The following is a 12,339-nucleotide window of genomic DNA, read 5'->3' on the forward strand; positions in this document are numbered from 1 at the left end:
GTGGCCAAATGAAACGTGCGCGCGCGGCATCGGGTTTATTCGCCTTTCAGGGACACGAGATTGGCGAACAGGCGCCAGGCGCCGGGGACGCCGGCGGGGAGCTGGCGGAAGAAGGCGAGGCCGGTGTAGACGTAGTAGCCCTTGCCATGGCGCGCCACGAGCAGGCTGCTCTTGAGCGGCGCCTCGCCCGGATCGCTCATGGCGAGCAGGGGCGTGAAGTGCGCTTCGTCCCACTTCGAGGGGAAATAGGCGCCGCGTTCCTGCACCCAGCCGGCCCAGTCGGCGGGGCCGATCAGGTTGGGCGAGGTGAGCGCGGGATGCTTGGCGAGGGCGGTGACGGCGGCGCGCTCGTCGGTGACGCGGAGTTGCGGGGCCGGGCCGTCGATCGAGAGGGCGTAGGGGGCGAGGGTGGGAGCGGCGAGGCCGTTGGGCCGGTTGTATTGCGCGACGACGGTGCCGCCCTGCTCGACCCAGGCGAAGAGTCCGGCGAGGTGGTCCTTCAGGTCGACGCGCTCGTTGAAGGCGCGGACGCCGATCACGACGGCGTCGAGGCCGGCGAGCTTTTCCGGCGTGAGGTCGGAGCCGGTGAGGCGGCGGACGGTGCAGCCCATCTGTTCGAGGCACTCGGCCACGGAGTCGCCGGCGCCGGGCAGGTAGCCGATGTGCCGGCCGCGGACCGCCAGGTCGAAGCTGACGAGGCGCGCGCTGGCCGGCGGCTGGAGCAGCAGCAGCGGCAGGTGCGCGTAACGGAGCTCGATGCGCTGGTGCGAGTAGGAACGCCCGCCGAGCTCGGCCACGGCGAGGAGCGCGCCGGTGCCGCCGCCCGCCGGGGCGGTGAGGGTGAACGTGCGGGTGAGCTTCTCGTCCGTCCGCTCGAACGCGAACGGTTGCGCGGCGGGGGCGACGGTCCAGCCCGCGGGCGCCTGCAGGCGCAGCGTGCCGGCGCCGGGGCGGACGGCGGAGAGCGTGACGGTCACTTCCTTGGCCGCGCCCGGCGCGAGGTAGAGCGTCTCGGCATTGAGCGCGAGCGTGACGGGCGGCACGACATCGAGGCGACGGCGATGCTCGCCCTGCTCGTCGCGGGTGACGCAGACCGGCTCGTCGGTGATCGTGAGCTCCTGGTCGGCGATTTGCAGGACGTAGCTGACGGAGACGGCGGGCGGGTTGTCCGGCCGGCCGATGAGGCGCGGGTCGGAGACGCGGGCGAGCCCGGCGGCGCCCGGTTCGCGGAGCCAGTAGGGCTGCGTCGGCGGCGTGCCGAGCGGCAGCGTGCCGGTCAGCTGGTCGGCGACGACGAGGAGGCCGCTGAGGATGCCGACGGGACCGCGCGCACGCACGAAGTCGCCGCCGCTGGCGCGGGTGTCGAGGTGCTTGATCTCGATGCCGGGGGCGCGCGGCTGCCAGCTTTGCGGAAAGACGACGCGGCAGTTGATTGTGACGGCTTCGCCCGGGGTGATCTCGGGGCGGTCGACGGTCGTCTCGACCGTGATGCCGAGGCAGGAGGTGAGGATGCGGTCGAGCTGCGCGCGCTTGTCGGCGACGACGGGGTCGGTCGGCAGCGCGGCGAGTTGCCGGCGCAGGTCGAGCAGGGCGGGCGCGCTGGCGCCGGGGGCGTCGGCCTTGAAGTCGGCGATGATCCGCTCGAGCGCGGCGTCGATCGCGGCGCCGCCCGGGTAGCGCTTCCAGGTGGTGTCGACGCCGTCGAGCAGGTCGCTTTTGGCCGGCGTGCCGGCGAGGAGGAGGAAGGTCTGGCCGTTGGGGCCGGTGCGCGGGCGGAGGGCGAAGCCGCCGAGGCCCTGCGTCTTGTGCTGCGAGCGGCTGAGCGCGGCGATCTGGCCGAATTCCTGGCCGGTGGTCGCGTCGGTGCCGGCGATGTCCTGGTTGAAGGTCGGGCCGTCGAGCGGGAGCGGGGCGTTGGCGCCGCCGCCGAAGCGAAACACGTTCCAGAGAACCCGTTTCGGCTGCCAGGGCGTCAGGCCCTGCGCGAGCTGCTCGGGGTAGGCCTTGGGGTCGCCGGCGAGCTTGAACGCCTCGACCGCCAGCATGGCGGAGGCGGTGTGGTGGCCGTGGCCGCCGCTGCCGGGCGGCACGGGGAAGCGCGTGACGATGACGTCGGGGCGGAACTGGCGGATGACGCGCACGACGTCGCCGAGGACCTGCTCCTTGTCCCAGAAGGCGAGCGTCTCCTCCGGCGTCTTGGAGAAGCCGAAGTCGATCGCGCGGGTGAAGAACTGCCGGCCGGTGTCGAGCCGGCGGGCGGCGAGGAGCTCGTGCGTGCGCAGGACGCCGAGTTTCTCGTCGAAATCGCGGCCGAGCTCGTTCTGGCCGCCGTCGCCGCGGGTGAGGGAGAGGTAGCCGGTGCGCAGGCCGCGGCCGCGGGCGAGGTAGGTGATGAGCTCGGTGTTCTCGTCGTCCGGGTGCGCGCCGATGTGCAGCACCGTGCCGACGGTGCGGAGGAGCGGAGCTCCGGCGCGATGGCGGTGGGAGGCAGCGGCGCGGGCGCCGGATCGGCGAGCGCGCGGAGGGCGAGGCTGAGGCTGAGGACGGCGAGCGGGAGGCGGCGGGCGAGCATCAGGGCGGGAGCGGACGGGCGGGTGGGGGAGGGGCGACTGCCCTCAAGCGTCCTCGCGTGAGGGACCGGGGAGGGCAGCGGCCCCGACCGGAAAGGCGCCGCGTCGTTCGACGCGGCGCGGGGCGAGCGGGTTACTTGACGCGCGCGAGCAGCGCCTGGTTCAGGCGGACGTATTCCTCGCGCAGCTCGCCCGGCTTCTCCTTCTCGGCGAGGGCGAGCGATTCCTCGGCGGCGGCGCGGGCCGCGGCCTTGTCACCCATTTTTTCGAGAATGAGACCCTTGCGGTAGATCATCCACATCTGGTCGGGGCGGGCGGCGATCGCGGCGTTGATCCACTCGAGGGCCTTCGGGAGGTCGTGGTCGTTCTCGTAATAGAACATGGCGGACGAGAAGAGCAGCATGGCGTTGGGCTTGGCCTGCTCCTTGATCGCGGCCTCGATCTTGGGCGCGAGCATGCCGACCGTGTCGACGGTGAGCGGGACGCTGACGCGGGTGTATTCCCAGTTCAGGTTGAGCGTGGCGGAGGTGTCGCGGACGTCGTTGATACCGATCCAGAAGGTCTCGACGAGCGAGGGGAGCTTGCTGACCCGGGCGGTGACGCGGGCGACGTCGTTCTTCGGGTCGTAGGCGTAGGAGCCCCATTGCGACATGTTCTTGTGGATGATGACGGTCCACTCCTGTTCGCCGGGGATGGAGAAGAGCTCGTAGGTGCCGGCGGGGACGGCGGCGCCGCCGATCTTCACGTCGGTGCTGAAGGTGATCTTGGTCGCGCTGTTGGCGCCGGTGCGCCAGATCTCGCCGTAGGGGACGAGACCGCCGAAGATCTTGCGGCCCTTCACGCCGGGGCGGTTGTAGGTCACCTCGATGTCGGTGATGCCGACCTGCTGCTTGAGCGTGGCGGGCGGGCTGGCTTGGGGCAGCACGAGCTTCGGGGCGGCCGGAGTCTGGGCCAGGGCGGTGCCGGCGAGCGCGAGGCCGACGGCGAGGAGCGGGATCAGTTTGGATTTCATGGGGTGAGGAAAAGGGTCCGGACGGGCACGCTAGGCATCGGCGCGAAAAGAACAAGCGCCCGCCCGCAGGAAGAGGCCGGCGGAGGCGCGGGTATTCCCGCAATTAAGAACGCTCACACCGGCCCTCGGCCAAGTTTTACCCGGCGAGCGGCGGCGGCGGCCGGTTGACCGGGGGATTTTTCGGGACGTAGTTGGACCCAAACGAACCCCCCGACCCGGCCGCGCGACGCGCGGCTGCTGCCCCATGTCCGCCGTCCCCCCGACTTCTCCCCCGAAAACCGAAGAGACCAAGTCCGTCATCGACATGTCGAAGATGAACGAAGGTCAGCGCGCCGCGCTCCAGGTGACCGAGGCCGCCCGCGAGGCGCACGACGACCTGAGCTTCGTCGCGCAGCTCTTCATGGGCCGCTGGTCGCCGGAGAAACTCCACCCGGTGACGGAGGTCGACGCGGACGAGAAGGCCCGGGCCGACCGGTTCCTGGCGGACCTCGCGGCCTTCTTGCGCGCGCACGTCGACCCCGAGGCGATCGACCGCACCGGCGAGATCCCCGACGCGGTGATGGGCGGCCTGGCGCAGCTCGGCGCCTACGGCATCAAGGTGCCGCAGCGCTACGGCGGGCTCGGCTTCTCCCAGACGACCTACTGCCGCGCCTGCCAGCTCATCGCCAGCCACTGCGTGAACACCTTCGCGCACCTCTCGATCCACCAGTCGGTCGGCGTGCCGCAGCCCCTGATGCTCTTCGGCACCGAGGAACAGAAGCAGAAGTTCCTCCCCCGCGTCGCCGCGGGCGAGATCTCGGCCTTCGCCCTCACCGAGGGCGGGGTCGGCTCCGATCCCGCGCGGATGAAGACCACCGCGACGCCGACGGACGACGGCCAGGCTTTCCTGCTCAACGGCGAGAAACTCTGGTGCTCCAACGGCACCCGCGCCGGCCTGCTCATCGTCGCGGCGCAGACGCCGCCCAAGCTCGTCGACGGCCGGCCGCGCACGCAGATCACCACCTTCGTCGTCGAGGCGAACTCCCCGGCGTCGAGATCGTCCACCGCAGCCAGTTCATGGGCCACCGCGCCATCTACAACGGCGTGCTGCGCTTCACGAACGTCCGCGTGCCGCGCGCCCACATCGTCGGCGGCGAGGGCCGCGGGCTGAAGGTCGCGCTCACCACCCTCAACGCCGGCCGCCTCTCCATCCCCGCCTCGAGCCTCGGCGTGGCCAAGCGCGCGCTCCGCATCGCGCGCGAATGGTCCGGCACCCGCATCCAGTGGGGCGTGCCCATCGGCCAGCACGCCGCCGTGGCGGAGAAAGTCCGCCGCATCGCCGCGCACACCTTCGCGATGGAGGCCATGCTCCTCGCCACCTCGCGCATCGTCGACCGCGACAAGCACGCCGACATCCGCCTCGAGGCCGCCCTCTGCAAGCTCTGGGGCACGGAAAAGGCCTGGGCCTGCCTCGACGACCTCATGCAGATCCGCGGCGGCCGCGGCTACGAGACCGTCGAGTCGCTCCGCGCGCGCGGCGAGCAGCCCTACCCGGTCGAGCGCATGATGCGCGACGCCCGCGTGACGACGATCTTCGAGGGCTCCTCGGAAATCCTCCGCCTCTTCATCATGCGCGAGGCGCTCGATCCGCACCTCAAGGTCGCCGGCATCGCCCTGAACTCCGAGCGCCCGTGGCGCGAGCGGCTGGCCAGCGCCGCCCGGGCCGCCGGCTTCTACGCCTGGTGGTATCCGCGCCAGTGGCTGCCGCTCGGCGGCGGCGCGCCGGCGGACATGCACCCGCGCCTCGCGGCGCACTTCGGCGCCGTGGCCGGGCTCTCCCGCCGCCTCGCGCGCACGCTCTTCCACCAGATGGTGAAGTTCGGCCCCCGGCTCGAGAAGCAGCAGGTGCTGCTCGCGCGCTTCGCCGACATCAGCGCCGACCTCTTCGCCATCGCCGCCGCCTGCGCCTACGCGCAGAAGCTGCTCGGCGAGGGCGAGGACGCCGCGAAACTCTGCACCGTCGTGGACGATTTCGCCGCCCAGGCCCGCCTGCGCATCCGCCAGAACTTCGACGGCATTGCGCACAACGCCGACGCCCACGGCTACGCCCTCACGCAGCAGGTGGTCGCCGGCGAGCACGCCTGGATCGAGCGCGGCATCCTCTGAGCCGCCCGCGCGGTGGGTCTTAAACCCCGCCGCGGCGAGAAAAACGTCGTGACGGCGCCCGGTGTCCGTTGAATGCGTCCGGGTCGGCCGCGGCGGCCGGCCGCGATCGCCTTGCCCCGTCATTCCGCTCCCATGTCGATGAATCGTCCCGTTTCCCCGGCCGCCGGCGCCCCGCGCCGCGCGTGGATCTTCTCCCTGCTGCTGGGCGCCCTCGGCGCCGCGTCGGCCGGCGCGGCCGAGCCGGCGTGGACGCTCTGGTATCGCCAGCCGGCGCAGCAGTGGGTCGAGGCGCTGCCGGTCGGCAACGGCCGGCTCGGCGCGATGGTCTTCGGCGGCATCGAGCAGGAGCGCCTCCAGCTGAACGAGGACACGCTCTGGGCGGGCGGGCCCTACAACCCGGCCAACCCCGACGCGCCGGCTGCGCTGCCCGAGATCCGCCGGCTGCTCGCGGCCGGGCAGAACGAGGCGGCGCAGAAGCTCGTGCAGGAGAAATTCATGTCCCGGCCGATCCGGCAGATGCCCTACCAGACCGTGGGCGACCTGCTGATCACGATGGCCGGCGGCGACGCGGCGAGGGATTACCGCCGCGAACTCGACCTCGACCGCGCCGTCGCGCGCACGGAATTCCGGATCGGCAGCGTGCGCTACACCCGCGAGGTGTTCGCCAGCGCGCCCGACCAGGCGATCGTCGTCCAGCTCACCGCGCGCGAACTCGAGCGCGCCGACCGCCCGGCGAAGCTGAACCTCACCCTCGCGTTCCAGTCGCCGCAGCGCGCGACGGCCCGCACCGAGGGCGACGACACCCTCGTCCTCGCCGGCGTCAACGGCGAGGCCAACGGCGTGCCCGGCGCGCTGAAATTCGAGGCGCGCCTGCGCGTGCGCACCGAGGGCGGCGAGGTGTCCGCCGACGGCGCGCAGCTGCACGTCAGCGGCGCGACGAGCGTCACGCTCGTGCTGGCGGCGGCGACGAGCTACCGGCGCTTCGACGACGTCGGCGGCGATCCGGTCGCGGCCAACCGCCGCACGCTGGCCGCGATCGCGGACGCGAGTTTTGCCGCCCTGTGTGAGCGCCACGAGGCGGCGCACCGCGCGCTCTTCCGCCGCGTCACCCTCGACCTCGGCCGCAACGCCGCGGCGGAAAAGCTCCCGACCGACGAGCGCGTGCGCCGCTCGCCCGACGAGGAGGACCCGTCGCTCGCCGCGCTGTATTTCCATTACGGCCGTTATCTCCTGATCAGCTCGTCGCGCCCCGGCACGCAGCCGGCGAACCTGCAGGGCATCTGGAACGACAGCCTCACGCCGCCGTGGGGCAGCAAATACACGATCAACATCAACACCGAGATGAATTACTGGCCGGCGGAGATCGTGAACCTCCCCGAGTGCACCGAGCCGCTGGCCGGGCTCGTCGGCGACCTCGCGCAGACCGGCGCGCGGTTCGCGCGCGAGCACTACGGCGTCGCGAACGGCTGGGTGGCGCACCACAACACCGACCTCTGGCGCGCGGCGGGCCCGATCGACGGCGCGTTCTACGGCATGTGGCCGACCGGCGGCGCGTGGCTGGCCACGCACCTGTGGGAACACTACCTGTTCACCGGCGACCGCGCCGCCCTCGCCCGCGCCTACCCGCTGCTGAAGGGCGCGGCGCAGTTCTTCCTCGCCACGCTGGTCGAGGAGCCGACGCACCGCTGGCGGGTGACGAGCCCGTCGCTGTCGCCCGAGAACGCCCACCACCGCGGCGTGTCGAGCGCGATGGGGCCGACGATGGACAACGCGATCCTGCGCGACCTCTTCAACGCCTGCCTCGCGTCCGCGCGGATTCTCGGCACCGACGCCGCCTTCGCGGCGCAGGTGCGCGCCGCGCGCGACCGCCTGCCGCCGTTCCAGATCGGCAAGGACGGCCAGCTCCAGGAGTGGCTCGAGGACTGGGATGGCGATGCGCCCGACCGGCACCACCGCCACGTGTCGCACCTCTACGCGTTTTACCCGAGTAACCAGATCACGCGGCGCGGCACGCCGGAGCTGGCGGCGGCGGTGCAGAGGACGCTCGAGCTCCGCGGCGACCGCTCGACCGGCTGGGCGATCGCCTGGCGGCTCAACCTCTGGGCGCGGCTGCACGATGCGGAGCGCACGCACGCCATCCTCCGCCTCCTGCTCGCGCCCGAGCGCACCTACCCGAACCTCTTCGACGCGCACCCGCCTTTCCAGATCGACGGCAATTTCGGCGGCACGGCCGCGATCGCCGAGATGCTGCTGCAATCGCACGAGCCCCTCGCGCGCGCGGCGATCGCCGCGGACGGCGCGCCGACCGCCTTCGAGATCGAGCTGCTGCCCGCCTTGCCGCGGGCGTGGCCGACCGGGCAGGTGACGGGCCTGCGGGCGCGCGGCGGCTTCGAGGTCGACCTGGCGTGGCGCGACGGCCGGCTTGCGCACGCGACGCTCCGCTCCGCCGCCGGCGGCACCACGCGCCTGCGTTACGGCGAGGCGACGCGCGACGTGACGCTCCCCGCGGGCGGCAGCTTCGGGTGGGACGGGAAATAGCGGTGCGCGGCACGGCGCGCCGCAACGTTTGCAGGCGGCCGGCATAGCGATGTCGGCACGAAGCGGTATCACGGCGACAACCGGCTAAAACCTCAACCCAAGCCAAGCCGAGTTTCGCTGTTACCCATCCCCCATGAAATCGATTCCCTCGATCATTCCGCAGCCTTCCCGGTCCCGGGCCGACAGATCGCCGTCGCGCCCGTTGCGCACGGTGCTCGCCGCGGCGGTGCTCGCGTCCGTGCCGAGCGCCTTCGCGCAGACCGTGCCTCCCGTGCCTGAAAAACCCAAGGCCGAGGAGGAAGTCGTCCAGCTCTCCCCGTTCGAGGTCAAGGCCAGCGACGGCCAGGAGGGCTACTCCGCCGCCACCTCGCTCGCCGGCAACCGCCTCAACACCGAGTTGCGCGACATCGGCAGCGCGGTGACGGTCGTCACCAAGGAATTCCTCCAGGACGTCGGCGCGACCGACAACAAGTCGCTGCTGCAATACACCACCGGCACCGAGGTCGGCGGCCCGCGCGGCAACTTCGCCGGCGTCGGCGACGCGGCCCAGCTCAACGAGGACACGCTCCGCCCGAACGACAACACGCGCGTGCGCGGCCTCGCCGCCGCGGACAACACCCGCGACTTCTTCCGCTCCGACATCCCGTGGAATTCCTACAACGTCGAGCGCGTGGACATGCAGCGCGGCGCCAATTCCATCCTCTTCGGCCAGGGCAGCCCCGCCGGCATCATCAACACCGGCCTGAAGACGGCGCAGTTCCGCAACTTCGGCTCGTTCGAGGCGAGCGTCGACAACTACGGCACCACGCGCGGCACGCTCGACATCAACCGCGTGCTCGTCCCGAAGGAGCTGTCGCTGCGCCTCTCGCTGCTGGCCGAGAAGGACAAGTTCCGCCAGGAGCCCGCGTTCTCCGAGGACCGCCGCGTCTACGCCGCCCTGCGCTATGAGCCGAAGGCGCTCAACCGCGACGGCACGCTCACCTCGATCAAGGCCAGCTTCGAGACCGGCAACATCGACAGCAACAACCCGCGCATGCTGCCGCCCGCCGACGCCATCACGCCCTGGTTCACCGCGCTGCATCAGGCGACTTACAACCAGTTCCAGGCCTTCGACCACCTCTCGAATCGCCCCAACCACGGCCAGTTCCGCGTCAACCTCGCGTCCACCGGCGCCGCCAATCCCGCCTACCAGCCCTGGCTCGGCACCTTCGCCTTCCCGTCCGGTCGCGGCGGCCCGACCGTCTTCATGAACGGCAGCGGCCAGACCATGATGGTGACGGACATCATCGGCGCGTTCGTGGCCGGCGGCCGCGGCGCCGACGGCAGCATCGACGGCGGCATCGCCGCCATGCCCGACAACGGCTGGGTCTCGCTCAACGGCACCGCGCAGTGGGCCATCAACGCCAACGCCCCGTATTCCAAAGCCGGTTTGTGGAAAAACGCCCTGCTCACCGACTCCTCCGTCTTCAACTTCTACGACCAGCTCATCGACGGCGATACGAAGCGCGAGTGGCAGGACTTCAACGTCGGCAACGTCAGCCTGACGCAGACCTATTTCCACAACCGCGCCGGCGTCTCGCTGGACTTCTCGAAGGAGCGCTACGAAAACGGCCAGAAGGCCCTGTTGCCCGGCGAAGTCCGCCTGCAGATCGACCCGATGGCGGTCTACGGCGACGGCTCGCCCGACACCGGCTTGGCCGCCAACGGCGAGCCCTACTCCAACGGCACGAAAAATCCGAACGTCGGCCGCGCCTTCGTCTCGTCCAACAACGCCTGGGGCAACCGCTCGCTGCTCAACGAGCGCGAGGCGTTCCGCGCCACCGCGTTCGCGCAGCACGACTTCAAGGAGAAGGACCACACCCTCTGGCGGCGCATCCTCGGCGTCCACACGCTCACGGGCCTGCTCGGCCGCGACAAGGTCGAGAGCGACGCCCGCACCTGGCAACGCTACGGCATCTTCGACAATTCCATCTACACGCTGGCCGGCCGTCAGGACCAGCGCTTCAACGGCGCGCTGACGCCCGTGCAGGTCATCTACCTCGGCGACTCGCTCCTCGGCCGCTCGCTCTCCGGCGCCAACCTGCCCTCGGTCGGCGGCAACACCACCATCGCCAACGGCGCGCTGCGCTATTTCAACTCCACCTGGAATTCCAGCGTCAACCCGGGCGATCCGTGGCAGAACGGCTTCTACCTGCCCGGCGATCCCGCCCGCAACTCCACCCAGGCCGAGAACCCGGCGAACTACGTCGGCTGGACGACGACGCAGCTCAACTTCGTCGATGCGGACGCCTCCGCCGCCAACCGCGACCGCCTCACCACGCGCGCCTCGCTCGACAAGGCGATCACCGAATCCAAGGTCCTCGTCTGGCAAGGCAAGTGGCTCGACGACTCCCTCGTCAGCACGATCGGCTGGCGCAAGGACATCGCCAAGTCCTGGGCCTTCGACATGTCGCCGAACGATTTCCCGGTCACGGCGGACCGCGGCGCGGTCAACCTCAGCCCGGACTACTACAAGCTTCCGGCCATCGGCCAGCGCGCCGAGGTGGACTCGAAGTCCTACAGCCTCGTCGCCCACGTCACCGAGCTGCCGTTCCTGCGTCGGGCGCTCGAGCGCCTGCCGGTGAACGTCAGCCTCTACTACAACCGCTCGACGAACTTCAAACCCGACGCCAGCCGCGTGGACATCTACGGCGAGGCGCTCGCTGCGCCCGCCGGCAAGACCGTCGATTACGGCGTCCGCTTCGAGACGAAGGACGGCCGCTACTCCCTCCGCGTGAACCGCTACGAGACGAGCAACTTCAACGCCACCAGCACGCAGATCAACGCCGCCTCCATCGGCAACTGGATGCAGCTGACGCAGAACTACGCGAACGTCTTCCAATACAACATCCGCCCGTGGGGCTACGACGCCACCGCGCCCGGCCAGACCGGCAGCGACAGCGACATCTTCAACGGCAACACCGGCGTCTGGGAGCCCATGCGCTACAACTTCCATTTCTTCGCCAACCGCCCGCTCCAGCCCGGCGAGATCCTCTCCGCCGACGGCGCGTGGATCGTGTCGCCCGCCCTCGAAAAGAAGATCCTGGACAACACCCGCATCTTCCAGCGCGCCGTCGACCCGCGCTTCTGGAAGGCGTGGCGCATCGACACCTTCGGCGACTTCGGCCCGTCGACGCACGAAGTCACCTACAGCGTGCCGACCGGCTTCGCCATCACCGAGGACAACGTCTCCAAGGGCTGGGAAATCGAGCTCGCCGCGCAGCCGAAGCCCAACTGGCGCGTCATGCTCAACGCCAGCAAGACCGACGCCCGCCGCACCAACATCGGCAACGCCAACATGCGCGAGTTCATGGCCCTCGTTGCCGCGGCGCTGAAGGTCCCGGACGGCGTCTCCAAGCTCCACCACTACTGGGGCACCGAGGACGTCGTCACCGCCGGCAAGAACTGGTTCGACGGCGAAGGCCTCGTCGGCGCGCCCGGCAGCGAATGGCGTCTCGCCCAGCTGGTCGAAGGCACCACCGTGCCCGAGCTCCGCGAGTGGCGCGTCAACCTGATCAGCAATTACGAGCTCGAGAGCGGTCCGCTCAAGGGCGTCCACTTCGGCGGCGGCGTGCGCTACCAGAGCGCCGCGACCGCCGGCTTCCGCCCGACCGGCAATCCGAACGACCCGACGACCGTCGAGTATGATCTCGACAATCCGTTCAAGACGCCGAGCGAGACCAACGTCGACCTCTGGGTCGGCTACAACCGGAGGCTCGCCAAGAACCTGCACTGGCACGTCCAGCTCAACGTGAAGGACGCCTTCTCCGGCAAGGAGCTGATCCCGATCACCTACCAGCCGGACGGCTCCGTGGCCGCCTACCGCATCGCCCCGACGCGGACCTTCACCCTCACCAACACGTTCACCTTCTGATCCCGGGGAAGGGCGCGCGGCGCGTGGGTGCGCCGCGCGCGTTTACGACCCGGGTGGGCCGCTCCGCAACGCTTGCAGGCCGCGTCCGTTGGCCTGTGCCGGGCGGCGTGTTTCCTCGGGCGACTTCCGGGGCGGCCTGCGCGTCCCGCCACCTCCTTCCG

6 protein-coding genes are annotated in these 12,339 nt (G+C 70.7%); 4 read left to right on the plus strand and 2 right to left on the minus strand.

Translation table 11 applies throughout. The annotated features are described in order from the left end of the window. Positions 1 to 35 precede the first annotated feature (35 nt). Both ACMYLB_RS03455 and ACMYLB_RS03460 read right to left on the minus strand, forming a co-directional pair. Complete coding sequence (locus tag ACMYLB_RS03455) at positions 36 to 2,438, minus strand: PIG-L family deacetylase (protein WP_415909584.1); 2,403 nt, start codon at positions 2,436 to 2,438, stop codon at positions 36 to 38. A gap of 265 nt (positions 2,439 to 2,703) precedes the next feature. After that, on the minus strand, positions 2,704 to 3,582 hold the full coding sequence (locus ACMYLB_RS03460; RefSeq protein ID WP_415909585.1) for a DUF2911 domain-containing protein: 879 nt from the start codon (positions 3,580 to 3,582) through the stop codon (positions 2,704 to 2,706). A gap of 244 nt (positions 3,583 to 3,826) precedes the next feature. Here ACMYLB_RS03460 and ACMYLB_RS03465 point away from each other — a divergent pair, with 244 nt between their 5' ends. From ACMYLB_RS03465 to ACMYLB_RS03480, 4 genes are all read left to right on the plus strand, one after another. After that, on the plus strand, positions 3,827 to 4,732 hold the full coding sequence (locus ACMYLB_RS03465) for an acyl-CoA dehydrogenase family protein (protein ID WP_415909586.1): 906 nt from the start codon (positions 3,827 to 3,829) through the stop codon (positions 4,730 to 4,732). Further along, positions 4,639 to 5,727 carry an acyl-CoA dehydrogenase family protein gene (locus tag ACMYLB_RS03470; RefSeq protein ID WP_415909587.1) on the plus strand — a complete coding sequence of 363 codons (1,089 nt, stop codon included), beginning with the start codon at positions 4,639 to 4,641 and terminating at the stop codon, positions 5,725 to 5,727. Before ACMYLB_RS03465 ends, ACMYLB_RS03470 begins: the two co-directional genes overlap by 94 nt. Positions 5,728 to 5,865: 138 nt before the next feature. After that, positions 5,866 to 8,265, plus strand: a complete 2,400-nt coding sequence (locus ACMYLB_RS03475) for a glycosyl hydrolase family 95 catalytic domain-containing protein (protein ID WP_415909588.1) — start codon at positions 5,866 to 5,868, stop codon at positions 8,263 to 8,265. A 133-nt stretch (positions 8,266 to 8,398) separates the two neighbouring features. After that, the gene (locus ACMYLB_RS03480) at positions 8,399 to 12,178 is read left to right on the plus strand and encodes a TonB-dependent receptor plug domain-containing protein (protein WP_415909589.1); all 3,780 of its coding nucleotides are present in this window, start codon (positions 8,399 to 8,401) and stop codon (positions 12,176 to 12,178) included. The last annotated feature ends 161 nt before the right edge of the window (positions 12,179 to 12,339 follow it).

Origin of the sequence: Oleiharenicola sp. Vm1 (assembly GCF_047777955.1) — a bacterium.
GTDB lineage: Bacteria > Verrucomicrobiota > Verrucomicrobiia > Opitutales > Opitutaceae > Didemnitutus.

What these genes read in the sequence shown, in the direction of transcription:
- ACMYLB_RS03475 (WP_415909588.1), top strand. Translation starts at nt 5,866, where the DNA reads ATGAATCGTCCCGTTTCCCCGGCCGCCGGCGCCCCGCGCCGCGCGTGG.
- ACMYLB_RS03465 (WP_415909586.1), top strand. Translation starts at nt 3,827, where the DNA reads ATGTCCGCCGTCCCCCCGACTTCTCCCCCGAAAACCGAAGAGACCAAG.
- ACMYLB_RS03470 (WP_415909587.1), top strand. Translation starts at nt 4,639, where the DNA reads ATGGGCCACCGCGCCATCTACAACGGCGTGCTGCGCTTCACGAACGTC.
- ACMYLB_RS03460 (WP_415909585.1), bottom strand. Translation starts at nt 3,582, where the DNA reads ATGAAATCCAAACTGATCCCGCTCCTCGCCGTCGGCCTCGCGCTCGCC.
- ACMYLB_RS03480 (WP_415909589.1), top strand. Translation starts at nt 8,399, where the DNA reads ATGAAATCGATTCCCTCGATCATTCCGCAGCCTTCCCGGTCCCGGGCC.